The organism is Bdellovibrio bacteriovorus (assembly GCF_002208115.1).
Classification (GTDB): domain Bacteria; phylum Bdellovibrionota; class Bdellovibrionia; order Bdellovibrionales; family Bdellovibrionaceae; genus Bdellovibrio; species Bdellovibrio bacteriovorus_C.
On the sequence record NZ_CP020946.1, the window covers coordinates 689,067 to 715,053 of the forward strand.

Genomic DNA, 25,987 nt, shown 5'->3' on the forward strand with positions numbered 1-25,987 from the left:
AAAAGCCGGGTTTCCCCGGCTTTTTTTTATTTGAAGTACTTTTTGAAACCTTGCCAGCAGTTTTGATAATCGCTTTGCAGGAAATCTTTCCCCATCGCGAAGTCCGTCACCATATACGGGGAGCGGGATTCAAACATGAAGGCCATGGTGGCTTCGATCTTGTGCGGTTTTAAATCCGCGTTGCTGGCTTTTTCAAATGCATCCACGTCCGGTCCATGCGCGGAATAGAAATTGTGCAGACTGCCGCCGCCAGGAACAAAGCCCCCCGCGGTTTTTGCGTCGTATTCGCCATAGATCAAACCCATGTATTCGCTCATGCAATTGCGGTGGAAGTACGGTGGGCGGAAGGTGTGTTCACCCACCATCCAGCGTGGCGGGAAGATCGCAAAGTCCACGTTCGCCGTGCCAGGCACTTCACTTGGTGAGGTCAGTACGGTGAAGATGGATGGATCTGGATGATCATAGCTGACGGTGTTGATGGTGTTGAATTTGCGCAGGTCATATTTGAACGGAACAAAGTTTCCGTGCCATGCCACCACATCCAGTGGCGAGTGGCCGATTTCAGCGCTCCACAGTTCACCGGCAAATTTACCCACCAGTTCAAACTTTCCTTCTTTGTCTTCAAACGCCGCCACCGGAGTCAGGAAGTGACGACGGTGAGCCAAACCGTTGGCGCCAATCGGGCCCAGGTCCGGCAGTCTGAAAGCCGCACCAAAGTTTTCACCGATATACCCAGTGCAAGTGGTGCCGTCTTTCAGTGGATTCACCTGGAACTTCATCCCGCGGGGAACCAGAGCGATTTCGCCGGGTTCCACTTCCATAAAGCCCATTTCGGTTTTTACATGCAAAGAGCCTTTTTGCGGAACCAGCAGGAAATCCCCATCGGCGTTCATGAAGTAGCGTGTGTCCATGGACTTGTTGAACGAATAAAGATGCGCATTCAAACCACGCTGTTCGTGCACAGAGCCTGTGCCACACACGGTGCGGATGCCTTCAACGAAATCCTGCTTCGCGGAAGTTTCAGCCAGCGGATTCCAGCGCATTTGGTTGGGATTGATGTGCTGAGGTTTGAAGAAGGTTTTGGAAGTCAGATCCTTCAGCGGGGCGAAAGGCTTGTGCATCACGGACGGGCGGATGCGATACAGCCAGGAAAACATATTGGAATGACGAGGGGCTGTGAAGGCCGTGCCGCTGAGCTGTTCAGGATAAAGACCCGCCGGGGCCTTTTGTGGAGAGTTCTGGTCCTGAGGCAAAGAGTTCGGGCGAGCTTCTGTGGAAAAATGATTTCCGAAACCTGATAAGTATTTTGTTTCCATATGGGACAGATAATCAGGTCCCAGGTAAAAAATCAACAGGGATGCCCCTCAACCGCGGGGGCTGATAAATGACCTCTTGACGGACTTTAATGAAACTAATATAGTTACAGTATGGCAGCTAATAGCAGATTCGCGGTTGCGACTCATATTATGACCCTGGTAGCTCACGATGCCCCTAAGGGGGAGCTTCTGAAGAGCGATATTGTGGCGGGAAGCGTCAACACCAATCCGGTGGTGGTGCGCCGTCTGATGGCCGAGCTTTCCAAAGCGGGTCTGCTGACGTGCCATCAGGGAAAAGGCGGCGGAGTCGAACTGGCCCGGCCGGCAGAGAAGATCACCCTGCGTGACATTTATCAGGCGGTGGGGGAATCCGACGTATTTGCTTTCAACCCGAACCGGCCCAATACAAGATGTCCTGTCAGCACCAGTATGGCGAAGCTGCTGACGCCGGTGTTTTCAGAAGTGAATGACTGTGTGGCAGATCAATTGAAGCAGACGAAGCTTTCGGATCTGGTTCACAAGGTCGACTAGGTCTTCTGTTTTTTTGCATTAAACTGTAACAAATATGGTTACTTAACAAAGGAGAAAACCATGAATGTAGCACTGATCGGAGCTTCCGGATTTATCGGAACCGACATTTTGGAAGAACTGCTAGGCCGCGGACACAAAGTCACCGCCATTGTCAGAAATCCGGAAAAAATCAAATCCCGCGAAAACCTGCTGGTGAAAAAAGCCGATGTCACTGACACGGAAAAACTGGCTGAAATCCTGAAGGGTCAGGACGCTGTTGTGAGTGCCTATAATCCAGGAACTGACATGAGTGTGACTGGCGCGAAATCCTATGCGGCGGCAACAAAAAAAGCCGGTATCAAACGTCTGCTGATCGTGGGCGGAGCGGGATCTTTGGAAATTTCTCCGGGGGTTCAGTTGGTGGACACACCTCAGTTCCCGGCGGAATGGAAAGACGGCGCCCGTGCAACGCGCGAAGTACTGAACTTCATCCGCACCCAAAATGATCTGGATTGGACCTTCTTCAGCCCGGCCATGATGATCGAACCAGGGCCTCGCACGGGAAAATTCCGTCTGGGCAAAGACACTCCGGTCTTTGATGCAAAAAATGAAAGCCGCATTTCGACGGCAGACTATGCGGTGGCGATGGTCGATGAACTGGAAAAGCCCCAGTACCTTAAACAACGCTTCACCGTCGGTTACTAGAAAGGCCCTTACATGAAAGCATTTAAAGCAATTACTGCCGCATTGATTCTGTCATTGGCTCTTCCGGCAATGGCGAAGAAAACCACCGTGGAAGAAAACAAAAAGATTGTCACGGATTTCTATAACATGGTCTTCCGGGATCACAAAGTGCAGGAAGCCGCCGACAAGTACTTTGGCTCAAAGTACATTCAGCACAATCCCCTGGTGCCGGATGGGGTGAAACCGTTCACCGGGTATTTCATTCCGCACTTCAAAGCCAATCCCGAAGCGCGCAGTGAAATCAAGCGTGTGATTGCGGAAGGCGACCTGGTGGTTTTGCATGTTTTGTCCAAACAGAACAAAGACGATCGCGGTCGTGCGATCGTGGATATCTTTCGCGTGGAAGACGGCAAAATCGTTGAACACTGGGATGTGATTCAGGCGATTCCGGAAAAGGCCGCCAATACAAACACCATGTTTTAGTTTCTTTTGCTGACGCAGCGGAAAGCCGCTGCGTTTTCAATCACGGGTTCCTGATTGCACAGGGATCCGTGCAGGTTCTGTCCGCGTGCGCGGGCATCTTCCAGGACCCTTGCCATTTTCAGATAAGTCGGCGTCAGTGTTTCGCGAATCTTGGCGACAACTTCTTTATATGGTTTGCGTGGATTGCCGGCTTCATAGCCCCGCGCGCACATCTCGGACTTGAACGCTTGCGCTGCGGATTCAAACTCTCCGGTCCACAGGCCCCAAAGACCCGCCAGATAACCCGTGCGGTCTTCACCCACGGTGCAGTGGAAGTAAATGCTTCTTCCGGCTTTCACAGATTTTTCAATTGTCTTTAAAGCCTCAATCGTCATGCGACAGGCGGCCTTGTAGTCATGCAGGTCTTTCCAGGGAAAAGGCACATGGGTGATGGCCGAGGCTGACAGCCCCGCGTTTTGCAGTTGGGCGATTTCTTTGGCGACTTCGCCTTTGGTGTCGGTTTTAAAGATCAGAACCTCTTCGATGCCGGAATCCAGCAGCTCCTGAATCTGAGCTTTGTTTCGGGGCTCCATCCCGCGCACCACGCGGGCGCCGTTGGCGTCGCTGGAAACTTCATGCGAGTTGGGAATGCTTAACCCCTCAACCGAGCCCAGAAAAGCCGATTGTAAAGACCAGGCAGATGGGCAAAGGAATAGAACAAGAAGGAAAGGAAGTGCTTTCATGGCCCCGGTTTCTATTTAAAAACCGGGGGACTGGCAAGTAAGCAGGTGGAAACTTAGTATTCCCGGAAGGAATGATAAGTTTATGGCAGCAGCATCATCGCAGGGCTGCGGACTTCTTTGCCCTTGGCATCCACACTGATGGCCTGAACCTGATACTGCAAACCATGGATCAGACCGCTTAAGACGGCCTTGTGGCTTGTGACCATTTCAGAATCCACGGCCGTGTACATTTCCTCACCCGTAAACACATTCACGATATAGATCTGGCTTGAGGACGGGAAATTTGTGGACCAGGTAATTTCTGCATTCGGTGCCGCCACCGAGGCGATTTTGAAATCACTCAGAGCAAAGTCAGGCTCCACACAAGGGTTCGGCTTTAAAGCGGGCATGTGGAAGTTGGCTGGTGCCACCACGTCCCAGCCGGTGGCTTCCAGGAACTTCACGGCGGCCTGTTTTTTTCCGTTGTTGGGATTATAGAAGAAGTTGTTGCTCTGGATACCACACAGGGAGTGGGAAGAAGGCTTCTTCCAGCTTTGGGCCTTTTTGTGGTGCTTCCACATCATCACGTTGGCGATGTGATAGCGCGGCCCCTGATAGTACAGAATACGGATTGGCAGTTCGGTGTCTTTTTTCATTTCCACCGTGCGATAAGGACAGCCCAGGCGGGTCGGGTGCACACCGTCGTTGTTCACCAGTTCATTCCACACGTCGCCTTCTTTTACGAACAGGCGGGCACCATCATCCGACAGCAGGGAAATCTCGTAGTGGCCTTCGCGGTCCTGATCAGACAGCTTCAGAACTGACGAGTATTCAATGGCAAAGTTTTCTATCAGCTTGTTGCCACCGGCATCCACCAACACATCTCCGTTTTTAGTGGCAAAACCTTCGGTGAAAGCACGGGTGGGCACGTTCACGTCCGAGAAATAAAGATCCTGCTCAAGCTTCACACCCTTGTTGTAATAGTCCATCACGCTCTTGACTGATGCGGACATCTCGGGGCTTTTCACATACAGTTTCGCAAACAGTCCGTTTTCGCTGTTGTTGGCCGAACCGCTGCCCAGAGGATCACACACGGTTTTTTCCGGATCGGCAAAATCCACCGATCCGATGCTGTCGCCAGTCGGGGTTTTTCCGCTGCCATGATAGCTGCACGTGATCTTCTTCAGCAGGCCACGGGCGCGGATATTGGGTTCATTTTGTTTTTTTGCCAGTGCAAAAGGGGACACCAAAAGCACGGCAAGGAATAGTGATTTCGTCATTACGTACCTCAACAATCAGCTATCTACAAGATTAACAAAATTGTAAAAACTGTGGAAGTATCCCCCACACGTCGTACGATATTGATATGTTTTGAAGTTTCGAAATGAGATTACTGCAGACCGAGTTTGGCTTTGATCAGTTCCAGATCTTTTTTGAGACTCTTGTTTTCTTCTTCCAGCGCTTTGATGCGCAGGTCTTTCGCAGCGGCATCCTCTTCCAGTGAAGCCACTTTGCGGGTGATGGTGTTCAGTTGGTCCTGGGTGGCTTTGCACATGCCATGAAGATCTTTGACGGCATTGACGGTCGCCCAGTGAATGGGGTCGACGTTCAGCTCCAGGTACCCATCCGCGCGGGTTTTCACCGCATCCGGAATCACCTGCTGCACTTCCTGGGCGATAAAACCAGTCATAGGCACATCCGACGGAAGGTTCAGGGCATTTCCGGATTTATAATTATAACGAACGGTGTGTAATTTCAGAACTTCATTCAGACCGTATTCGTATTCACCGTGGATGTCTTTCAGGCGTCGGTCCGAGGCATTGGTCCACGCGGTCCCGGTGCTCAGTCCGGCAGTTCCCGTGACATGAAGAGTGTAAGTCGGTGCCGGGGTGTTGATGCCGAAGTTCCCTGTCGCACGATCAATGGTCACCGCTGCGCCCAGAGTGGCGCCCGTGTCATCATAGCGAAGTATGCTGAAGTTGGAGCCCATGTTGGATCCGGTTTCAGACGCTGCATTCACCATCATCGACCAGCGATTGACGTTGGTTTTTCTGTAAATCAAAGACGGGTTGTAGTTCAGTGCTGTGGAGTCGATCACCACACCGCCAGTGGCCGAAGTCACGAAGCGGGCAACTTCGCCAGATCCGATGACATGCAGGGGAGTGGCCGGGCTGGTTGTGCCGATACCCACGCGTCCGCTGTCGTCGATCGTCATGCGCGGAGAATTGTTTGTTTCAAACGAAAGACTGAAGGCATCGTTGGTGCCAAGCACCATCGGAATACCCAGCGAGTTTCCGGAGTTCACCAGGACACCCAAAGAACTGTAGCTGGAGCATCCCGCAACGCCGGCTCCATCAAAGGCGATGGCCATCCCGACAGCGCAGGAAAACTCAGTGAAAGCAGAGCCTGAAGCATTGGTGTAAACCAGTTTGTTGGCACTGAAAGTCCCAGTGCCGGTACCACCTTTGTTGACTGGAACCAAAGAAGGGAATGATCCCGGATTCACGGTGACGACACCGGAGCTGACATTCAGACCGCTTCCGATCTGCACTATACCCTTGGAGCTGGCGGTGGCATCACTGACAGAAATCTGCGGGGTTGTGGTGTTGTTGGTAACAACCACGGGGGCGGTTCCGGCCACATTCGTGACGGTGCCGGTGGGGATTGAAATCCACTTCACACCGTTGGCGTCTGCCGAGTCTGCCGTGAGGACCTGTCCACTCGTGCCCGCTGGCAGACGCACATTGTTCGTGCCGTTGTGAACCAGGATGTCCCCTTTGCTCGTTAATGGTGAAAGAGCGGCCATAGCACCCACACTGCTGGAGGCGCCGGTACCGCCATTGGCTATCGGCAGGATGCCTGTAACCTGGGACGTAAGGCTGATCGGAGTTGCCGCACCACCTCCGCCCAAGGTGCTCCAACTGGAACCATTGTCGCGATAGATCTGGTGGCTGTCTGAAGAAATATAAAGAAGTCCGTTGTTGCCTGCTGCGGGACGGGCGGCATCCACACCCGCCATGATTCCCGTGGCGCCACCAAAGTTTTTCACCGCATCGACGATGCCATATCCTGAAAGTGTGCCAGGAAGGCCCGTGGTGATTTTGCTCCAGTCCAATGCAGGAATATCAGCCGCTGTCAGGGTCGAACCCGCAGTCACGCGTCCTTTGGCATCCGTGGTCACTTTGGTGTAAGTGCCGACCGTGCCGACAGTCGCAAGATTTAAAGCTCCGGCAGAGTTCAAAGTCGCATCACCGCTGACCGCGACTTCGGCCGCCGTGCCACCGGCGTTACCCACCCAGATGTTTCCAGTGGAAAGGGTTTTGCTTTGTTTGTTGTTGAAAGCCTGCCAGTCGGTTGAACTTAAATAACCGTTCGTGGTGGAATTGGCCTGAGTGATGAACAAATCAGGCACCGCCGCAGTTCCCGCAACCCCCAACGGTGATTGTGCGGTGACGGAAGTGACTGAGCCTCCACCGCCGCTGGCAGAAATCGTAATGTTGCCAGCTCCGTTGGTGATATTGATTCCGGAACCTGCTGTCAGAGTTGCCGGAGTATAGCCTGTGCCATTGCCGATCAGGACCTGACCGTTGGCGCCGGCAGTGCCAAACAGATTCAAAACACTGTTCAGAGTGCCGTAGCGGCTAAAGACACTGTCAACATTGGTTTGAGTTGTCGAGGCTGAGATCTGCACAAAGTCCGCGGCAGTCTTGTCGGCAAGGCGGACGGCATTGATGGCGAAGGGAACTGTATTGATTGCCACATCCGGTGTCAGATCTGTTCCACCCACACGCACCCGCAAAGACCTGGTTGTGAAACCAGATGCCGTCACCGTGCTGGTGTCAGCACAGGTCACACTGCCGGAGGACGCAAAGATGCGATCGGCGGTGTTGCCGGTGGAATCCGTGCGCGTGCCACTGCCGACAATCACACTGAATTCACCACTGGAGCCGGGAGTGATGCTGTGGGTTTCTTCAAACACCACACAAGTGGACGGATAGATAATCTGCAGAATCACGGTCTGAGTCGTCGTGATCGGAGTGCCCCCAGCATCAGTCAGCAGACCCTCATATGTGAACAGAGGACCGGGCGAAGGTGATGCCGCATGGGCGGCAAGACCTGTTAAAATCAGGAAGAGGGAAAGAATCAGGCTTTTCATTCGGTGATTCTCCCTTTGATTTTGAAATTGCCGCCAGCAGCGACATGCTGCTGTTGGTGGCGCAGGCGGCTTTTCACCCGATAACCACCACCGGCCTGTTCGGCGCTGCCGATCAGGATTTCCTGACTGCGGGTGGAGGAAGGGGAGTAAAGCACGGTCACTTCCTTGTAGAAGAAGTTGTTCTTGCGAGGTTGCGCACGGAATTTAACCTTCAGTGTCTGGCCCGGTGAAATCGCCAAAGAGCTCCAGGGGGATTTCAGATTGGACAAACTGACGGTGAACTTCCCGTTCACGCACGAAGAGGGAGCCGCAACATCATAGCTGGTCGGTGTGATCCAGGTGGCACCACCATCGAGGCTCATGTCAATGCTGCCGATGAAGTTGGAACAAGAGGCCTGCAGTGGCACGCTGTTCAGGCTGGAAGTAACCACATGGTTTGGATTGAATTCAAGACTTTCCATGGAACGCAGAATCGACACTGTCGGACTGGCATCCGAACAGGCAGAGAGGATCGACACGATCATCCCTAATATGGCGATTTTATTCACGTCCCGTGTGTTCATACTTGTTAAAATATCGGCAAAAATGAAGGACTTCTAAAGTCGGCCGATGTCTCAGGATGAGAATAAAAAAAGCCACCTCTTTGAGGCGGCTTTGGGAGCGAATCAGTACTGAAACAAGACAGCAGTCTTGCTAGAAATTCATCGTATAACCGATCAGGCCCTGCACACCGGACATAGTCGTGGACAAGTCCTTGCCGTTGCGCTCGACTTCTGAATCACCACCGCACTGGCTGACGCCCGGGATGTCGCTGGCGCCGGTACAGTTGCCTCCGGTCGTCAGGTTTCTTTCAATCGGCATGTAACGGACGTTGCCTTCCACCGTCAAACAATGAGCGTCGGTGAAGCAGAAGTCCACACCGATACCACCCATGGCGCCAAAGGCACTGCCTTTGAAATCCAGATTCTTGGTGCCGGCGGTGATCTCTCCACTCAAGGACCCGTAACCCAGACCTGTCTGCATGTAAAACTTAATGAAAGAGTTTTCCAGAGGATACATGCGGAAGATGGGAAACACGGTGAATCCCGTCAGTTTGTAATCGTAGCTTCCGTCTGTCCCAGAGCCTTCAGTGCTTTGCATGAAATAAGAGGGGCGGAAGACAAAGGCGTAAGAAGTCCCGCTGAAGCGGTAGGACCAGTTGGCATAAAACTCCCAGGCGCTGCCCAGAGATTTGGTGTCAGCATTGGCGGCGCTCGCACGAGCGGCATCAATCAGGGAGTTCATGTCATTTTGGCCGGCAGAAACCGTCGACAGACCGATTCCCAGAGACATGTCGCCGGAAAGGCTTGGACCGCGGCTAAGGCGGCGTTGGGCGTTTGCATCCTGGGCAAACATGAGCGAAGCAAGAAGAGCGGTGGACATGAAAATTCCCACCTTGGTCAAAGCTCTCATAGTGATCCTCCTGATCTTTCAAATTTGATTTAACACAAGTCTATACAACACTCTCTATTTCAACATCTATGAGCCACATCCATTCTACACCTTTTGGACAAAAGGCGGGACCATCTTTGGTCCAGACGAAATGAAAGCGACTTCAGCGTGTCTGTATGAGACTCTGAACACCATGAAGCATTTGGAAGAAAAGACGCTTTCCACGCGTCAGATTTTTAAAGGAAGATACCTCAAAATTGAACAGGATCAGGTGCAGGCACCGGATGGGCGCACTTACACCCGGGAATATATTCTGCATCCCGGTGCCGCGATGATGATCCCGCTTTTGCCGAATGGAAACGTGGTGATGATTCATCAGTACCGTCATGCGGTAAAGAAAGTTTTTCTCGAGTTCCCGGCTGGCAAAAGGGATCACAACGAGGAAACCCTGCTGACAGCAAAGCGAGAACTGCTTGAAGAGACCGGCTATGAAGCCAAAGAATGGAAGTTCCTGACCACAATTCATCCCGTCATTGGTTATTCCAATGAACACATCGATTTGTATCTGGCCAAGGATTTGATTCAACTGGAACAGCGTCTGGATCAGGGTGAGTTTATTGAGGTCGTCGAAGTAAAACCTGCGGATCTGATGCAGCTTGTTCTCGAGGGAAAAGTCAGCGATGTGAAAACCCAGATCGGGGCTTTTTGGCTTGATAAATTTCTAAGAGGGGAGTGGAATTGAGAGGAAGGAGCCTCTCATGTTCATTCAATCCAAAGACAGTTTTAAGACGAAATCGAAACTTCAGGTGGGCTCTCAGAGCTACACCATTTTCAACGCTCAAAAAATTCAGCATCCCAACATCAAGAAACTTCCGGTGTCGCTGAAGGTCCTTTTGGAAAACCTTCTGCGGCACGAGGACGGTCTGCATGTCAGCAAAGAGGACATTGATTCTTTGCTAAGCCTGAGCAACGAATCCCTTTCCCGCGAAATTTCTTTCTTCCCGGCGCGGGTTCTGATGCAGGACTTTACCGGCGTGCCGGCCGTGGTGGATCTGGCGGCGATGCGGGATGCGATGAAGTCACTGGGCGGGGATCCGAAAAAGATCAACCCGCTGGTGCCGGTGGATCTGGTGATCGACCACTCCGTGATGGTCGATGCCTTCGGGACACCAAAGTCCTTTGATGAAAACGTTAAGATGGAATTTGAGCGAAACCACGAACGTTATGTCTTCCTGAAATGGGGGCAGAATGCGTTCCAGAACTTCAAAGTGGTTCCGCCGGGCACAGGTATTTGTCATCAGGTGAATCTGGAATATCTGGGTAAAACTGTATGGTCCAATCACGGGCCGGAGGGTGCCAACGCCTTCCCGGACACGCTGGTGGGCACGGACAGTCACACCACCATGATCAACGGTCTGGCCGTACTGGGCTGGGGTGTGGGTGGTATCGAGGCGGAAGCGGTGATGCTGGGGCAACCTCTCAGCATGCTGATTCCGGAAGTGGTCGGCTTTAAACTTGATGGCAAAATGAAAGAAGGCACAACGGCGACGGATCTTGTTCTGACCATCACGCAAATGCTGCGTAAAAAAGGTGTGGTCGGCAAGTTCGTTGAATTCTATGGTCCGGGTCTGGCATCCATGTCACTGGCGGATCGTGCGACGATTGCCAATATGGCTCCGGAATATGGTGCCACCTGCGGATTCTTCCCGGTGGATGAGCAGACGATGAAGTATCTGCGTCTGTCCGGGCGTGATGCCGCAACAATTTCTCTGGTTGAAGCTTATGCGAAAGAAACCGGTTTGTGGCGTTCTGAAGAAGCTGAAAAGCACTATCACTTCAATGACACTCTTCATTTGGATATGTCGACGGTGGAGCCTTCGCTGGCGGGACCAAAGCGTCCTCAGGACCGCGTGGTGCTGGCGGGCGCTGCGGAAGACTTTAAAAAACAACTGGTGGCGGGCTTCCAGGTGGAGGCTGACAAAGCCAGCAAAACCGCTTCTGCGGTGGCGGTGGACAGTGAATCCTATTCACTGGGCCACGGGGACGTGGTGATCGCCGCGATCACGAGCTGCACCAACACGTCCAATCCGTCGGTGATGATCGGGGCGGGCCTGGTGGCGAAGAAAGCCGTGGAAAAAGGTTTGACCGTGAAGCCGTGGGTGAAGACGTCCCTGGCTCCGGGTTCTCAGGTGGTGACGGACTATCTTGAGCGCGCCGGTTTGCAGACTTATCTGGACAAACTGGGTTTCAATCTTGTGGGTTACGGCTGCACGACTTGTATCGGAAACTCCGGTCCATTGGAAGCGCCCGTTGCGGGAGCAGTGGAAAAAGGAAATCTGGTTGTGGCTTCGGTTCTTTCCGGCAACCGCAACTTTGAAGGTCGTATCAATCCGCATGTGAAAGCCAACTATCTGGCGTCCCCGATGCTGGTGGTGGCGCACGCGTTGGCGGGAAATATGATGATTGATATCACCCGTGATTCGCTGGGTACTGATTCGGCCGGTAAACCGGTGTATTTGAAAGACATCTGGCCCAGCACGCAGGAAATCCAGGACACCATCAACAAGACTGTTGAAACGAAAATGTTCGACACCCGTTATGGAAATGTTTTTGCCGGAACTGAGGACTGGCAAAAAATCAACACGACGTCCTCTCAGGTGTACAACTGGGAGCCAAGCACTTACATCAAGAACCCTCCGTACTTCGAAGGCATGACTTTGAAGCCGGAAGCTGTTCATGACGTGAAGGGCGCTCGCCCATTGGCCATTCTTGGCGACTCCATCACGACCGACCATATTTCTCCGGCAGGCAGTATCAAAAAGGATTCCCCGGCAGGTCGTTATCTGACTTCACACGGTGTAGAGGCCAAAGATTTCAACTCTTACGGATCCCGGCGTGGTAACGACGAGGTGATGGTGCGCGGAACCTTTGCAAACATCCGTATCAAGAATGAGATGCTTCAAGGGGTGGAAGGCGGCATGACCAAATACGTGCCAAGTGGTGAAACACTGGCGATCTATGATGCCTCTGTGAAGTACCAGTCCACGATGACCCCGCTGGTGGTGATCGCAGGGAAAGAGTACGGTACCGGCTCTTCCCGTGACTGGGCGGCCAAGGGCACTCGCCTTTTGGGTGTGAAGGCTGTGATCGCGGAAAGCTTTGAGCGCATTCACCGTTCCAATCTGATTGGTATGGGGGTGTTGCCGTTGCAATTCCATCCGGGCACAGATCGCAAAACTTTGCATTTGGATGGCAGTGAGACGTTTGATATTTCCGGCATTGAATCCGGGATGAAACCGCAGCAGGATCTGACGTTGACGATTCATCGCGCCGACGGCAAGAAAGAGGACGTGAAGGTGCGTTCCCGCATCGACACCGCCGTCGAACTTGAGTACTACAAGAATGGCGGCATCCTTCATTATGTTCTGAGAAAACTGGTCTAGTTCCTTGCATATTCACAAGCTCTCGCCTGAACAGGCGAGAGCTCTGTCCACCGGCCAGGTCCAAAAAATTACCTTCCTTTAAGAAACTGTCCCAAGCCCTTCAGTAAAGTTCGCATCAAAACGAAAAGTAGATCAGAACGTTATCGAGGAGTTATACATCTATGGGCAACATCACGTCCTGGTTTCGCGGCATCAAGGGAAAACTTCTATTCGCAGCGGCCCTTCCGATTGTGGCTTTCTGTATGGTCGGGGTTATCTCTGTTAACGGTGTGGGTCGCGTGAATGAGCTTCTGAAAAGTTCGCACAACGAAATCATTCCCAATATTCTGATTCTGACGGACATGCGCATTTCCCGGAATGCTTTTGGATTTCGTGCTTACTCAGCGCTAAGCCTTTTCAAGGCGGGGAAAGATATCGACGGCGAAGTGACGATGGCCGAACAGGCTTTGCATTCCTATCGCAAGGACTATGAAAAATACACCAAGACGTCTTTCACGGAAGAAGAAAAGGTCCTGTTTGAAAAGGCTCAGGACAAGTTCCCGGCCATTCTGGCGATCATGGAAGACATTCTGAAAAATCTTAAATCCAAAGATGCCGCCAGCCTTGAGAAAGCCGAAGAGCTTCTGCGCGGGGCCTACACCGTGGCGGGTGTTCCGGTGAGTGAGTTCACCGCCGCAGCCTTGAAAATCTATGAAGGTAAAGCCACGGCCGAAGGAGTACTGGCTCATCAGGCCGAGCAGTCTGTAAAGATGTGGAATATTCTGACAACGATCATCGGGAATATTCTGATTTCCGGGACGTTGCTGTGGATTGCTTCGCGCATGTCCAAAGAGATCTCCGGCATCTCGGAAAAACTGACGGAAGCCAGCAATCATGTCGCCGGTGCCGTGACCCAGATGACCAGTGCGGGTACAAGCTTGTCCCAGTCTTCCACGGAAGCGGCAGCTTCTTTGGAGGAAACCGTGGCTTCTTTGGAAGAGCTTTCTTCCATGGTGCAGATGAACTCGGATAACGCCAAACAGGCGGCAAGTCTTTCGGCCTCCTCCCGTGAGGTTGCGGAAAAAGGTCAGGGTGAAATTTCAAAACTGATTTCGTCCATGGAGCAGATCTCGGGTTCCTCGCGAAAAATTGAGGAAATCATTCATGTGATCGACGATATCGCCTTTCAGACCAACCTGCTGGCGCTGAACGCCGCGGTGGAAGCCGCCCGTGCCGGAGAGCAGGGGAAAGGTTTTGCCGTGGTGGCTGAAGCCGTCCGTGCGCTGGCGCAACGAAGCGCCTCTGCCGCCAAGGACATCACCCAGTTGATCAAGCAGTCCGTGCAGCAGGTGGAAGAGGGCAGCCAGATTGCCAGCTCCAGTGGTGTGGTTCTGGATAATATTGTGACTTCAGTTAAAAAAGTGGCGGATTTGAACAATGAAATCGCCACGGCCAGCACCGAGCAGACAGCCGGGATTCAGCAGATCAGTAAAGCCATGAACCAGCTTGATCAGTCCGCACAGAGCAACGCGGCTTCCGCTGAAGAAATCGCCGCCTCCAGTGCCGAGATTGACTCGATGGCCGCGACCTCCCAGAAACTGACGTCTCAACTGAATGAAGTGATCCACGGTAAAGGGGGTGTGACGGCTGTTGCGCCGACAGTTGCCGCCGTGGCGGTCAGCAAGACGCCTGCCGTGACGGCCTCCCAGGCAGTAAAGGTGGTGGCCCCGAAGAAAGCTGCGAAAGCCTCGGCTGCCAGCGAGGTGATTCCGTTTGATGACGATCGCCAGGTGGGCACCATCGAGGGCTTCTAAGGCGGCCAAAACGCCTGTGTTGAACTTCTTTACTATGTGACTTTTTAGGGCCCCTTTCAGGGGCCTTTTCCATTCAAAGCCTCCAGCTTGCAGTACAGTGTCTCAAAATGTGGCAAAGTCTTTGCTGTATGAAATTCGTCTTTTCATAAAAAAGAACGGAGTGATTATGAAGAACGTTATGAAGTACGGAGTCGTAGCCGCGGCTTTGGTTGTCAGTCAATCCGCGTCGGCCTCTTTCTGGGGTAAGGTGAAAAATGCCTTTAACGACTGCAAATACGAAGATCAGGAGTACAGCCAGGTCTATTCGTATGAAAAAGCCGTGACGCCGCGTCTGCCAGAATACCTAAGACCGCAGCAGGCATTCAGTGAGCAGGATTTCTATTCCAAGCCCTGGCTGCGTGATTTCCGCTATGTGATCGTGATCAACAAGGCTGAACATGGCCGTACCGCCCAGACAATGCGTGTGTACGAATATGGCCGCGTTGTTATCAACAGCAAAGTATCCACAGGCCGCGAGGGTCTGGAGCTGAAACGCAAAAACAAAGAGTGCACGGGCGCTCCGGCGAAGTCTTACTGGTCTCAGACCCCAACGGGTTATTACACGCCGAAATTCCTGTCTAAAGATCACCACTCCAGTTCATGGGATTCTTCCATGCCGTTTGCGATCTTCTATGACGTGGACAACGGTTTGGCTTTGCATGAAGTTTACAAGAAATACACGGACTATCTTGGAGGCCGCGCTTCCGGTGGTTGCACCCGTCAGGATGCGAAAACAGCTGAAGAGTTGTTCAACCGTGTGAAGGAAACTGAGCGCGCCACCATCCCTGAAATCAATCCGGACGGAACTCCGGTGTTGAATGAGGATGGCAGCGTGAAGTACATCAATTCTCAGTACTGGACAAGCCAGAAGACCGGCGAAACTGTGAAGTTCAACACTTTCAGTGCGCTGATCATCGTGCAGGACGTAAGAGACTAATTCTTATTTCCGTTAACCATCAGAATAAATGCATATTCCGTGGCCGTTTCTTTCAACTGATCGAAGCGGCCGGAAGCTCCTCCATGACCTGACTCCATGTCAGTCTTCAAAAGAATCATCGAAGTCCCTTTGTTGTGTTCGCGAAGCTTCGGCACCCATTTCGCCGGCTCCCAGTATTGTACCTGAGAATCGTGGAAACCTGTTGTCACCAAAACATTCGGATAAGCCTGGTCCTTGACGTTGTCGTAAGGAGAGTACTTGCGGATGTACTCGTAGTCCTCTTTCACATTCGGATTGCCCCACTGGTCGTATTCGCTGGTGGTCAAAGGAATGCTATCATCCAGCATGGTTGAGATCACATCCACGAACGGCACCTGGGCCACCATACCTTTGTAAAGATCCGGGCGCAGATTCATCACCGCCCCCATCAAAAGGCCGCCGGCACTTCCACCCATGGCAAAAGTGTGTTCCGGAGTCGAATAGCCGTCTTTGATCAGAGCTTCGGTGACGTCAATAAAGTCATTGAAGGTGTTCATCTTTGAATGCGTGCGGCCCTGGTCATACCAGTGACGGCCCATCTCGGAACCCCCACGGATGTGAGCCTTGGCATAGACAAAACCGCGATCCACCAGGCTGAACAGATTGCTGCTGAACCAAGGGTCCATGTTCGCGCCGTAGGATCCGTAGCCGTAAACCAGCATCGAGGACTTGCCGTCTTTCTTGAAGTCCTTTTTCATGATCAGGGACACCGGAACTTTGGTGCCATCGCGAACTGTCAGGAATACGCGCTCGGTTTTGTACAAGTCGGCGTTGTAGTTCGGGATCTCTTTCACTTTTTTCAAAACCTGTTCTTTGGTTTTGACGTTCAGTTCGTAAACAGAATCCGGTAGACGCATGGATTCATAGTTATAGCGCAGCCATTCGGTGTCGTATTCACGGTTGTCGCCGACAGATGCCAGATAGCTTGGATCTGCGAACTTCAGCTCGTAAGGATTCTGGGCGTTGCGGTCCGCAATGCGCACTTGAGTCAGGCCGTTGTGACGCTCGTCCAGTGCGATGAAGTCCTTAAACACGGTGACGCTTTCCAGGTACGTGTCATCCCGGTGAGGGATCAGTTCTTTCCAGTGTTTTTCCTCGGTGTGATCAAGGTCTGCCACCATCAATTTGTAATTGCGGGCGTTTTTATTGGAAACGATATAGAACTTGTCGCCGCCATCCGTGACCGAGTATTCGTGCGCACGTTCGCGTGGATTGAACACCTTGAAAGTCCCTAGGGGGGTGTCTGCCGACATGAAACGTGTTTCGGTCGTCAGGGTGCTGTAGGAGCCGACGAAGATGAACTTTTCAGACAAAGACTTGTAAACGTAAACGCTGAAGGTGTCGTCTTTCTCGTGATAGACCAGATCCTTTTTGTGCGTTTTGATGTTGTAGCGATAGATCTTCTCTGAACGCAGGGTTTCTGGGTGCTGTTCGGTATAGAAGATCGTTTCATTGTCATTGGCCCAGCTCAGGTTGCCGGTGACATTTTCGATTTTTTCCGCCAGCACTTTCCCGGTGGTCAGATCCTTAAAGTGAATCGTGTAGAATCGTCGGCCCACGGTATCCACCGCATAAGCCATCATTTTGTGGTTTGGACTCATGCGCGGACCGGTTGAGCTGAAGTAGCTGTGCCCTTTTGCCAGTTCCGGAACATTGATCAGAATTTCTTCCGGGCCCGTGGGGCTGCCTTTGTGGCGGGTGTGCAAAGGGTACTGCTGGCCCTTCTCATATCTAGCCGAATACCAGTAGTCACCGTCCTTGGCCGGCACGAAGGATTCATCTTCCTTCACGCGGGACTTCAGCTCCTGGAATATCTTTTCCTCAAGCTCTTTGGCGGGCTTCATCATTTCGTCAGTGTAGGCATTTTCTTTTTTCAGATAGTCGACGACTTTGGGATTCTCGCGTTCGCGCAGCCAGAAATAGTCGTCCATACGGATGTCGCCGTGTTTGGAAAGCTCGGTTGTGATCTTTTCAGGTTTCGGATAATCAAGATAATTTTTGTGCATGCATGAAACTCCCAGAAGTGCGATAGCCAAGACACTTTTTTTCATTCGAAAAGGCTATCACCATCTTCCGGGAATTGGGAAGCACAAGAACCTTACGGTCTGGCTTCACGCTCCGAGGACGGACGTGATTTTCTGTCTGCGTCAGCGCGCTGAGCGCGGGTGTAAGCATCCAGGAACGTTGTTCTGGCGAATTCCTCCAAAGATGTGGCCGTGGTGTTCTTTTTGTCGCGGTTGAAGGTGCCGGCGATGGTGCCGTTATTGAACGAGCGGCTCATTTCCAGCATGGCATCTGACCAGTCTTCGCTCAGACCGGCTCCGATCAGGTAATTTCTCATTTCCTGTTCAGGGACCTCGACATATTCAAGGTCGGGTTTTTTGATGGCCTGACCGATGATGCGCATAGCTTCTTCGAAGGTCACATCACGCTCACCTAAAAGATATTCGACATTGTGGGATTTGAACTCCGGATGCATCAACAGGAACGCAGCCCGGGCCGCAATATCACGGGTGGCAATCATTGGCACCGGAACTTCTCCGGACATGGTTCCAAAGAAGCGGTTCATCGAGATAATGCTGGGAATTCCGCTGAGCAGGTTTTCCATAAAGTACGTCGGGCGAAGGTGTACGATGTCCGCGCGGGTGATGGAGTTCAGCCTTTCTTCCTGATCATGCAGACCCAGGATAGGGCCTGTGCCGCTTTCAAGGTCGGCTCCGACACTGGAAAGATTCACCACCTTTTTGACGCCGGCCTCTTCGATGGCTTCGGCAATGACTTCACCGAATTTGTTTTGATAGAAGCGCACTTCTTTGGCGCTCAGGTCCGGGGGAATCATCGTAAAGACGGCGGAACAGCCACGCATGCAGTCCATCAGGAAGCTAACGTCATTGGCGTCACCTTGCGCCAGTTCCGCGCCACGGAAGGCCTCTTTGTTTGGGAACTTGCGGGCCACGCAGCGCACTTGTTGGCTGTTTGCCAGAAGGTGAGTGGTGATTTTTGAACCGATGTGACCTGTAGCTCCCATAACAAGAATCATAGCCCGTCTCCTTAAAATATGAGTGTAGGCTTCAATGGTAGGGGATCGGCTTCGGAGGGGGGAACTTACAAATTAGAAAGGCTGCTTTGTGGGCAGCCTTTCTTTGGTTTTATTCTACTCCGCCAGGGTCGGAGTGTAGACCAGCTAGTTTTGTTTGGCGTCTGCCAAGAGTTGCTCGGCGTGGGCCAGGGATGTTTTGGAGATCTTTTCACCGCTGATAAGACGGGCGATTTCCTGAACACGATCCTTTTGTTTGAGTTCTGACACGACCATATTGACAGAATCTTTTTGCGGAGACTTCTGGATAAAGAAGTGAATATCTCCGAACGCTGCCACCTGTGGAAGGTGAGTCACGCAGACAACCTGTTGTCCTTTGGCAATCGTGCGCAGCTTGCGACCGACTTTTTCCGCCGTTTCGCCAGACACGCCGGTATCCACTTCATCAAACAGATACGTGCGCGGCTGATTGCTGGAGCCCACCACGCGCTTCAATGACAAAAGAATACGGCTCAACTCACCACCCGAAGCAAACTTCGCCAGTGGGCGTTTTGCGTCCTTGGCAGAGGTCTGACTTAGGAATTCCACATCACTTAGACCTGTGGACGCCAGTTCCTGCAGTTTTTCAGTCATCACATGGAAGGTCACGCCTTTCATGTTCAGATCCAGCAGTTCTGCGTTCACGCTGTCGGCCAGAAGCTCGGCTCCTTTTTGACGGCGTTTGTGCAGATCCGCACCCAGGGTTTCAAGCTCTTTCAAAATTACAGAAGCTTCTTTTTTCAAAGATTCCACGCGGCTTTCAGAGTTTTGCAGGTTGGAGATTTCAATTTCCATCTCCATCAAAGCCTTCAGGATGTCATCGACCGTGGCGCCGTATTTTTTCTGCAGCTTGCGCAGATCGCTCAGGCGGCTTTCGGCTTCTTCCAGACGTTGAGGGTCCGCATCGATCTTGTTTGCGTACTGGCGCAGGTCATAGATGCTTTCATCAATCAAAGTCTTGGCCTGTTCCAGGTTTTCAAGTTTCGCCGCAATCTGCGGGTCGACGTTGGAAATCTCAAGGCCTTTTTTCAGGATCGCATTCAGGCGGCTGATCGCAGAATCATCATCCGTGTACAGGGCTGATTCCGCCTGATCCACAAATGCACCAATACGATTTGAATTTTTCAGTTTTTTGACTTCGACTTCCAGTTCGTGGTCCTCGCCGGGGGAAAGATCCAGATTGGCGATTTCATCACGCTGATAAGTCAAAAAATCCAGACGTTGGGCCTTTTGTTTGGCATCGCTTTCAAGTTTTTTGATTTCAGCAAAAATCGCGTGATAGCGGTTGAATTTTTCCGTGAACAACAAACGTTTGTCCCAGGTGCCTGCGTACTGATCCAAAAGATCCAGATGATAGTGCTTGGACATCAGGTTGCGGTTTTCGTGCTGACCGGTCATTTCAATCAGCGGTGCGGAATGGCCTGCCAGTTCCACCATCGGGGCCACGATGTCACGCAGGCTGTTCAGGGTGCTCAGGCTGCCGTTCAGGTACACTTTGGATTTGTCACCAGAACTGAGCACGCGACGAACGATCAGGGTGTGCTCGTCGGCTTCAATGCCCATATCGTGCAGCATTTTTTGAATATCGGGGCGGGAGGAAATATCAAATGAACCCTCGATGGTCGCCTGGGTGGCGCCTGTGCGAATGGTGTCGCTGGAACCTTTGCCCCCCATCAACAGGGAAAGACTTTTCAGCAGAACGGATTTACCGGCGCCGGTTTCACCGCTCATGATGTTCAGTCCCTCTTTGAAAGAGACATGAAGGTTTTCGATAATCGCAAAATTGGACACTTTCAACTCAAGTAACATAATCTTTCCTTAAGCTCAGTTTCGATCGCCGAATTTCAGTTTCTCGCGCAGCAAATGGAAATAGTTGTGATTGGCTTCACGAACCATCCAGTGGTCATAACAAGAACGGCTGATGATGACTTCGTCATCGGCCGTCAGTTCCGTCATCTTCTGTCCGTCCACGATGAAGTGGGCCTTCTGGGTTTTACCCTCCAGACGGAAAGAAAGCTCCCGGTCATCCGGGAACAACAACGGACGGGAAGTCAGGCTGTGCGGCGCCACCGGAGTCACCACAAACACCGGGGACTCGGGATGGCAGATCGGGCCGCCCGCTGCCAGATTGTACGCCGTGGAGCCCGAAGGGCTGGCCACGATGAAACCATCGGCCTTCACCTGACTTACCAGGAATTTTTCAGAATAAATCGCCGTGTTGATCAATTGGGACATCGAGCCCCTTTCAATCACCATGTCGTTCAGCGCATGGTACTCGGCTCGAACCTTTCCTTTGCGCAGAATTTTGGAATAGATCATGGAGCGCGGACGCTGAACCATTTTCCCTTCCAGAGTTTTTTCGATGATATCAAAGCAGGAATCCGCACTGTGAGCCGTCAGGAACCCCAAAGAGCCCATGTTAAAGCCCAGAATAGGAACACTGCGACCTTCCAGCAGGCGCACGGCGCGCAGGTAAGTCCCGTCACCGCCCAGAACGATCACCAGTTTCAGATCGTCCATGTGCTTTTTGGTTTTCGCCGCCTTTGTGCCCGCTACCACTTTCTGGTCCGGGCAGGTAAAGACGTCAAAGCCGCGTTCTTTCAAAAACTCCGCGACCTTTTTAGCCAAAGAGACCGCTTGCGCAGTCTCCAGGCGATAGACCAAACCAATGCTGCCGTTTTCTTTCAAAACCAGCTTGCTCTGTTTGTGTTCTTTGTCCATCGAACTTTTCTTCATTAAATCAGTCCATCACGACGCAAAAGAGCGTTTGGATCCGGCTCACGACCGCGGAATTTCTTGTACAAATCCATCGGGTGCTCGGTGCCACCACGGCTCAGAACGTTGTCTTTGAACTTCTTGGCCACTTCCTGATTGAACAGGCCTTTTTCCTTGAAGTACTCAAAGGCATCCGCATCCAGAACCTCGGCCCATTTGTATGAGTAATAACCTGCAGAATAACCGCCAGCAAAGATGTGGCCGAAGCTGCAAGAAGAATTCGCGCCATCCACTTTCGGGAACAGACGGGTTTCGGCCGTTGCCAGCTCTTCAAACGCGTCCACATCCTTGATCGTGCCCGGATCGGTTGAGTGCCATGCCATGTCCATCAGACCGAACTGCAACTGACGGCAGGACATGTAACCCGCCTGGAACTTCTGGGAGCGTTTCAATTTCTCGATCAGCTCCGCCGGCATTGGTTCGTTGGTTTCGTAGTGACGGGCAAAGATGTCCAAGCCCTCTTTTTCACCCACCCAGTTTTCCATGATCTGGGAAGGAAGCTCCACGAAGTCCCAATAGACATTGGTACCGCTCAATGAAGGATACGTGCACTCAGACAGCATGCCGTGCAAAGCGTGGCCGAACTCGTGGAACAGCGTGCGAACTTCGTCATAAGTCAAAAGTGACGGCTTGGTCGGAGTCGGCTGCGTGAAGTTGCACACGATGCTGACGTGTGGGCGTTTCATTTCGCCGTCGATCAGACCCTGTGAACGGAACTGGGTCATCCAAGCGCCGCCTTTTTTGGTCTCGCGCGGGAAGTAGTCCGTATAGAACAGACCCATGTATTTGCCAGAAGCATCTTCATAGATCTCGTAAGCTTTCACTTCCGGGTGATAGACCGGGATTTCTTTGTTTTCTTTGAAAGTCAGGCCGTAAAGTTTCTTCGCGTGTGCGAACACACCTTCAACCACGTTTTCAAGTTTGAAGTAAGGGCGCAGGTCCTCTTCGTTGAACGCGTAACGCTCTTCTTTCAGTTTTTCAGAGTAATAAGCCACGTCCCAAGGTTTGATCTCTTTCAGACCATCCAGCTTGTTCGCGAACTCTGTCAGTTCCTGAACGTCTTTCAGGCCCGCGTTCTTGGAGGCCGCCAGAAGTTTGTTCAGGAAGTCCATAACAGTTTTTGGATTTTTCGCCATACGCTCGGCCAAGACGAAGTCAGCATGCGTGGTGAATTTCAAAACTTTCGCGCGCTTGTCACGAAGCTCAACAATTTTCAGAACGTTGGCCTGATTGTCGAACTCACCTTTGAAGGCCTTGGAAGAAAACGCTCTCCACATTTTCTCACGAAGCGCACGGTTTTTTGCGTAAGTCATGAACGGAAGGTAAGAAGGGATCTGCAGATTGAACATCCACTTGCCGTCGTGACCTTTGGATTTCGCCAAAGCCGCCGCACCTTCCAGTGTGCCCTCAGGCAAACCCTCAACATCTTCTTTTTTATCCAAAAGCATTTCGAAAGAATTGGTCGCTTTCAAAACGTTCTCAGAGAATTTCGGACCAAGAACAGAAAGCTCCTGATCGATCTGACGAAGAACTTCCTTGTCCGCCGCATTCAGCAAAGCTCCGTTGCGAGTGAAAGACAGGTAAGTTTTTTCCAGCAGGCGAGTTTGTTCCAGATTCAGGTTCAAGGATTCACGCTTGTCATAAACAGCTTTCACACGCGCAAAGATCTCAGCATCCAAAGAGATGTCAGAACTTAAAGCCGTCAGCATCGGATAAATATCTTTAGCCAAAGCCTGAAGCGCTTCATCCGCATGAGCCACTTCCAGGTTTGAATAGATCGTGGAAATCTGATCCGCATGAACGCTGGCCGCTTCCAAAGCCACAATGGTATTCTCAAAATCCGGAGCCGCCGGATTGGCCTTGATCTTAGCCACATTTTCTTTAGCCATCTTGATGGCTTCTTCAACCGCCGGCACATAGTGCTCAACTTTGATCAAATCAAAAGGCACTGCCTGATCTTTGTTTTTGAAGGGTTGCAAAAGAGGATTAGTCGTATTCATAGGAACCTCCATGGATAGAGTAAAAACACCCTTCTTTTCTTCCATGAAACCCCTGCGAAATAAAGCGAAAAACCCGGATAAAAAAATGACTCAACCCGACGCCACCAGACGGGTCAAACGACAGTACTTTTTAGCTCCCAAACCTCGACGAAGACCACCCACAGCCCAAACTGTGAGGACTGTGAATAATGCAGGAATGAGCACCAAAGGGGACTTTCAAGTTTTTTACCCGAACAAGCCGGGAAAGAGGCATTGGGGAGAGGGGGGAAGGCTTTATTGGGGCCTCCGGCCCAGGGATGGTCGCGAAGCGAGTGCCGGCAGAGGGCAGGAGCCCGTGCCCCAAGAAAGCCTTCCCCCCTCTCCCCAAGGCCGCCTTCTAAAATTCACTTCGGGTAAAAATGGAAAGCCCCCTTTGGTGGTTATTCCAAAGGGGGCGTATGATGCGGCATATTAGTCCGTTAAAACGGTCGAGAAGTGCCGCGCCTCTCTAGTTTTTAACACAAACTCCAAGATTCGAACCGGACAGAACTTGACGGCATGTCGCCCCGACACCGCAAGTGTTCCCTTGGCTCAAAACGCAGCTCTGAGTGAGGGTCTGAGAGCAGCTGGAGAAGCTGTTAGAATTCGTTGGAATATTGGAGTACTGCGGATGATTGATCGTCATCTGCGGAGCTGACGGAATGGACATGTAGCCGAAGCCCCAGCCGTATCCGTAAGACCAGAAGAAATAGTCATTCCAGTAAGGCATGATCAGTTGTTGCTGAACGCAGCCCAAACCAAATGTGCCGTTGTAAGTTGGCAGATAGCCATTCGGGCAACCACAGAACCCTTGCTGAGCAAAGATAGTCGAATAGTTGTAGGCATAATTGTACAGGCCCGGATAAGGGATGAAACCCGAATAGTTGTAATAAGCGGTGTTATTACAATACGAAGTTCCGTTGATGCAGTTTAGCTGCAACGGTGTGGTCGCGATCTGACCGGGATTGGTCACGGTGTTGTTTCCACCATTGTTATCCGGTTGGCAGGCTGCCAACGCAAATACCGTCAGAACCATAGTTATGAGCTTTTTCATAAAGCACTCCCAAGGTTAAAAAATCTTTCAACAATGCCTAGGACTCCAAGTTCTGTGCCTTATGAGTTTTTATTCAGGAGCCTTATATTCGATTTCAGGGCGGGTTTTTACAATTTCGGGGCCAAAAAGCGTCACCTTGCGCCGCGAAAGGTTCCCGATATGAGATGGCGGCGAGGGTGGGAAATTTGGGGATTTTGGGGGTTGGCAGATGGGGAGTTCCCCTTTAGGCTTAAGGATATGTTCGAAGGGAGTCGATCATGAAGAAGTACATTGGATGTGTATTGGCCGCTCTATTGGCGTTGCCTGCTCAAGGCGCAATTTCTAAGCAAAAAGCAAAACCTGCTGCTTCCAAAATTCTTTCTGGTGAAGGCGTCAGCTTCGGTGGTCTTGCCGGAACCGGTTTCACTTTGATGGATGTTCGCCGTACTGCAGATGCAGGTAAAAAAGTTGAGCGCATCGTGATTGATGTCGGTGATATCAACGGCGGCATGCTGCGTGGCTGGCCGGGCTATTACTATGCAGAGCTGAAGAAAAATCCTCAGCGTCTGGTGGTGGACTTTGCCCAGATGCCGAATGCCAACATCGATCAAAAGCGTTTGAATGACCGTCTGAAAGGTTCTTTGGCCGTGGTGAAAACCAACATGAGTCTGGATCCCGTCGACAGTTCTTTGAACCTGACCCTGGATCTGAAAAAGAACACCAAAGTTCGTGTCTATCAGGTCGCCGGCAAGAAAAGCACCAGCAAGGTCGTTATTGACCTGATCGCGGAGTAGTCGTGATCGTGCGGGGACTTCTTTTCGCGGCACTGCTGATTTCTGCAACTTCGGCGCAGGCCCGTGTTTTTAATATCAACAATGAAACCTTCGCCGCCTATTTTGACGTGTCGGCGGGACCTTCCACTATCGGCACCGGCGCCTTCGATGGCGAAGCCACCGGGCTGAGCTACAGTGGGGGAGCCGGCTACAATTACAGTGGCGAGTTTGGTTTCCTGTATACGCGTCAGTACATGAGTCTGCGTTTCGGTCTTGAGATCATCAGACCCAGCGCCATCGAAGGCTCTTCTGCGACCAACGCCTCTGAAACAGAGCTGTACACCGCAGACAGCCAGATTCTGGGTTATGCCCCAAAGCTGGGGGTTGAATTCAATCTGCAAAGCAATGCACGCTCGCGGTCCTTTGTGGCTTTGGGTGTGGGTGCTGCCAGTGTGACCATGAAAAACAGCTACACGCTGACAACAGACGGGCAGACTGCTTTTCCGGGTGTTTCCAATCATGATGTGGAAGCCAAAGGGTCTGCCACTTTGCTGAATGCCTCTTTGGGCTACGAGGGACTTTTGACTGACACCACCACCATTGTTGTGGAAATGGGGTATCGTCAACTGAATATCGACAATCTGGAGTACACCAAGTCTGTCACCACTTTCAAAGGTCCGGTGAACAGCGGCGACAAAGTCACCACAGCCGCAGGCGAACAGCGTGATCTGAATTTGTCCGGCGCCTTTATCGCCATCGGCTTCCGCTTCTATCTTTAAC

Annotated in this window: 21 protein-coding genes; 9 read left to right on the top strand and 12 right to left on the bottom strand. The window is 51.8% G+C overall.

The window, feature by feature from the left end; all coding sequences use genetic code 11:
• Positions 1-26 precede the first annotated feature (26 nt).
• On the bottom strand, positions 27-1,316 hold the full coding sequence (hmgA, locus tag B9G79_RS03425) for a homogentisate 1,2-dioxygenase (RefSeq protein ID WP_232469086.1): 1,290 nt from the start codon (positions 1,314-1,316) through the stop codon (positions 27-29).
• Positions 1,317-1,427: 111 nt separating this feature from the next.
• On the opposite strand from hmgA, the gene B9G79_RS03430 reads away from it, so the two are divergent.
• The 3 genes from B9G79_RS03430 (at position 1,428) to B9G79_RS03440 (ending at position 2,993) form a co-directional block, all read left to right on the top strand.
• On the top strand, positions 1,428-1,847 hold the full coding sequence (locus B9G79_RS03430) for an Rrf2 family transcriptional regulator (protein ID WP_088564309.1): 420 nt from the start codon (positions 1,428-1,430) through the stop codon (positions 1,845-1,847).
• Between the two features lie 60 nt (positions 1,848-1,907).
• The gene (locus tag B9G79_RS03435) at positions 1,908-2,531 is read left to right on the top strand and encodes an NAD(P)-dependent oxidoreductase (RefSeq protein WP_088564310.1); all 624 of its coding nucleotides are present in this window, start codon (positions 1,908-1,910) and stop codon (positions 2,529-2,531) included.
• 69 nt (positions 2,532-2,600) lie between these two features.
• The gene (locus B9G79_RS03440) at positions 2,601-2,993 is read left to right on the top strand and encodes a nuclear transport factor 2 family protein (RefSeq protein WP_374035879.1); all 393 of its coding nucleotides are present in this window, start codon (positions 2,601-2,603) and stop codon (positions 2,991-2,993) included.
• On the opposite strand, the gene B9G79_RS03445 is transcribed toward B9G79_RS03440, so the two are convergent.
• The 5 genes from B9G79_RS03445 to B9G79_RS03465 form a co-directional block, all read right to left on the bottom strand.
• Positions 2,990-3,715 carry a phosphatase domain-containing putative toxin gene (locus B9G79_RS03445; protein ID WP_088564312.1) on the bottom strand — a complete coding sequence of 242 codons (726 nt, stop codon included), beginning with the start codon at positions 3,713-3,715 and terminating at the stop codon, positions 2,990-2,992. The genes B9G79_RS03440 and B9G79_RS03445 overlap by 4 nt on opposite strands.
• 80 nt (positions 3,716-3,795) lie before the next feature.
• Positions 3,796-4,974, bottom strand: coding sequence for a PA14 domain-containing protein (locus tag B9G79_RS03450; RefSeq protein WP_088564313.1), 1,179 nt, complete (start codon positions 4,972-4,974; stop codon positions 3,796-3,798).
• A gap of 110 nt (positions 4,975-5,084) precedes the next feature.
• Positions 5,085-7,850, bottom strand: coding sequence for a tail fiber domain-containing protein (locus B9G79_RS03455; protein WP_088564314.1), 2,766 nt, complete (start codon positions 7,848-7,850; stop codon positions 5,085-5,087).
• Positions 7,847-8,368, bottom strand: a complete 522-nt coding sequence (locus B9G79_RS03460) for a hypothetical protein (protein ID WP_232469088.1) — start codon at positions 8,366-8,368, stop codon at positions 7,847-7,849. Before B9G79_RS03460 ends, B9G79_RS03455 begins: the two co-directional genes overlap by 4 nt.
• A gap of 175 nt (positions 8,369-8,543) precedes the next feature.
• Positions 8,544-9,302 (bottom strand): hypothetical protein, encoded by a 759-nt coding sequence (locus B9G79_RS03465; RefSeq protein ID WP_232469090.1) that lies wholly within the window; start codon positions 9,300-9,302, stop codon positions 8,544-8,546.
• Between the two features lie 172 nt (positions 9,303-9,474).
• Here B9G79_RS03465 and B9G79_RS03470 point away from each other — a divergent pair, with 172 nt between their 5' ends.
• The 4 genes from B9G79_RS03470 (at position 9,475) to B9G79_RS03485 (ending at position 15,493) form a co-directional block, all read left to right on the top strand.
• Positions 9,475-10,023, top strand: coding sequence for an NUDIX domain-containing protein (locus B9G79_RS03470; protein WP_088566760.1), 549 nt, complete (start codon positions 9,475-9,477; stop codon positions 10,021-10,023).
• A gap of 16 nt (positions 10,024-10,039) precedes the next feature.
• Entirely contained in the window at positions 10,040-12,724 is a 2,685-nt protein-coding gene (gene acnA, locus B9G79_RS03475; RefSeq protein ID WP_088564315.1) for an aconitate hydratase AcnA, read from the top strand.
• A 161-nt stretch (positions 12,725-12,885) separates the two neighbouring features.
• Complete coding sequence (locus tag B9G79_RS03480) at positions 12,886-14,517, top strand: HAMP domain-containing methyl-accepting chemotaxis protein (RefSeq protein WP_088564316.1); 1,632 nt, start codon at positions 12,886-12,888, stop codon at positions 14,515-14,517.
• Positions 14,518-14,683: 166 nt separating this feature from the next.
• Positions 14,684-15,493, top strand: a complete 810-nt coding sequence (locus tag B9G79_RS03485; protein WP_088566761.1) for a L,D-transpeptidase — start codon at positions 14,684-14,686, stop codon at positions 15,491-15,493.
• Here the strand turns inward: B9G79_RS03485 and B9G79_RS03490 are convergent.
• The 6 genes from B9G79_RS03490 to B9G79_RS03520 form a co-directional block, all read right to left on the bottom strand.
• Positions 15,490-17,538 (bottom strand): S9 family peptidase, encoded by a 2,049-nt coding sequence (locus tag B9G79_RS03490; protein ID WP_232469093.1) that lies wholly within the window; start codon positions 17,536-17,538, stop codon positions 15,490-15,492. The two genes, B9G79_RS03485 and B9G79_RS03490, sit on opposite strands and share 4 nt — an antisense overlap.
• Before the next feature lie 92 nt (positions 17,539-17,630).
• The gene (locus tag B9G79_RS03495; RefSeq protein WP_088564318.1) at positions 17,631-18,572 is read right to left on the bottom strand and encodes an NmrA family NAD(P)-binding protein; all 942 of its coding nucleotides are present in this window, start codon (positions 18,570-18,572) and stop codon (positions 17,631-17,633) included.
• A 144-nt stretch (positions 18,573-18,716) separates the two neighbouring features.
• Positions 18,717-20,417, bottom strand: coding sequence for a DNA repair protein RecN (gene recN / locus B9G79_RS03500; protein WP_088564319.1), 1,701 nt, complete (start codon positions 20,415-20,417; stop codon positions 18,717-18,719).
• Between the two features lie 15 nt (positions 20,418-20,432).
• Positions 20,433-21,344: an NAD(+)/NADH kinase gene (locus B9G79_RS03505; protein WP_088564320.1), complete on the bottom strand. Its 912-nt coding sequence runs from the start codon at positions 21,342-21,344 to the stop codon at positions 20,433-20,435.
• Positions 21,344-23,383, bottom strand: a complete 2,040-nt coding sequence (locus B9G79_RS03510) for a M3 family metallopeptidase (RefSeq protein ID WP_088566762.1) — start codon at positions 23,381-23,383, stop codon at positions 21,344-21,346. The genes B9G79_RS03505 and B9G79_RS03510 overlap by 1 nt, the downstream gene beginning before the upstream one ends.
• A gap of 487 nt (positions 23,384-23,870) precedes the next feature.
• A complete protein-coding gene (locus tag B9G79_RS03520) occupies positions 23,871-24,455 on the bottom strand; it encodes a hypothetical protein (protein WP_088564322.1) in 585 nt (194 codons plus the stop codon).
• A gap of 257 nt (positions 24,456-24,712) precedes the next feature.
• Between B9G79_RS03520 and B9G79_RS03530 the strand changes: the two genes are divergently transcribed.
• Positions 24,713-25,228 (top strand): hypothetical protein, encoded by a 516-nt coding sequence (locus B9G79_RS03530; RefSeq protein WP_088564324.1) that lies wholly within the window; start codon positions 24,713-24,715, stop codon positions 25,226-25,228.
• A gap of 2 nt (positions 25,229-25,230) precedes the next feature.
• On the top strand, positions 25,231-25,986 hold the full coding sequence (locus tag B9G79_RS03535) for a hypothetical protein (RefSeq protein ID WP_088564325.1): 756 nt from the start codon (positions 25,231-25,233) through the stop codon (positions 25,984-25,986).
• Position 25,987 lies beyond the last annotated feature (1 nt).

Coding starts and splice junctions, on each gene's coding strand:
- hmgA (WP_232469086.1), bottom strand. CDS start 1,316: ATGGAAACAAAATACTTATCAGGTTTCGGAAATCATTTTTCCACAGAA.
- B9G79_RS03430 (WP_088564309.1), top strand. CDS start 1,428: ATGGCAGCTAATAGCAGATTCGCGGTTGCGACTCATATTATGACCCTG.
- B9G79_RS03435 (WP_088564310.1), top strand. CDS start 1,908: ATGAATGTAGCACTGATCGGAGCTTCCGGATTTATCGGAACCGACATT.
- B9G79_RS03440 (WP_374035879.1), top strand. CDS start 2,601: ATGGCGAAGAAAACCACCGTGGAAGAAAACAAAAAGATTGTCACGGAT.
- B9G79_RS03445 (WP_088564312.1), bottom strand. CDS start 3,715: ATGAAAGCACTTCCTTTCCTTCTTGTTCTATTCCTTTGCCCATCTGCC.
- B9G79_RS03450 (WP_088564313.1), bottom strand. CDS start 4,974: ATGACGAAATCACTATTCCTTGCCGTGCTTTTGGTGTCCCCTTTTGCA.
- B9G79_RS03455 (WP_088564314.1), bottom strand. CDS start 7,850: ATGAAAAGCCTGATTCTTTCCCTCTTCCTGATTTTAACAGGTCTTGCC.
- B9G79_RS03465 (WP_232469090.1), bottom strand. CDS start 9,302: ATGAGAGCTTTGACCAAGGTGGGAATTTTCATGTCCACCGCTCTTCTT.
- B9G79_RS03470 (WP_088566760.1), top strand. CDS start 9,475: ATGAAGCATTTGGAAGAAAAGACGCTTTCCACGCGTCAGATTTTTAAA.
- acnA (WP_088564315.1), top strand. CDS start 10,040: ATGTTCATTCAATCCAAAGACAGTTTTAAGACGAAATCGAAACTTCAG.
- B9G79_RS03480 (WP_088564316.1), top strand. CDS start 12,886: ATGGGCAACATCACGTCCTGGTTTCGCGGCATCAAGGGAAAACTTCTA.
- B9G79_RS03485 (WP_088566761.1), top strand. CDS start 14,684: ATGAAGAACGTTATGAAGTACGGAGTCGTAGCCGCGGCTTTGGTTGTC.
- B9G79_RS03490 (WP_232469093.1), bottom strand. CDS start 17,538: ATGCACAAAAATTATCTTGATTATCCGAAACCTGAAAAGATCACAACC.
- B9G79_RS03495 (WP_088564318.1), bottom strand. CDS start 18,572: ATGATTCTTGTTATGGGAGCTACAGGTCACATCGGTTCAAAAATCACC.
- recN (WP_088564319.1), bottom strand. CDS start 20,417: ATGTTACTTGAGTTGAAAGTGTCCAATTTTGCGATTATCGAAAACCTT.
- B9G79_RS03505 (WP_088564320.1), bottom strand. CDS start 21,344: ATGAAGAAAAGTTCGATGGACAAAGAACACAAACAGAGCAAGCTGGTT.
- B9G79_RS03510 (WP_088566762.1), bottom strand. CDS start 23,383: ATGAATACGACTAATCCTCTTTTGCAACCCTTCAAAAACAAAGATCAG.
- B9G79_RS03520 (WP_088564322.1), bottom strand. CDS start 24,455: ATGAAAAAGCTCATAACTATGGTTCTGACGGTATTTGCGTTGGCAGCC.
- B9G79_RS03530 (WP_088564324.1), top strand. CDS start 24,713: ATGAAGAAGTACATTGGATGTGTATTGGCCGCTCTATTGGCGTTGCCT.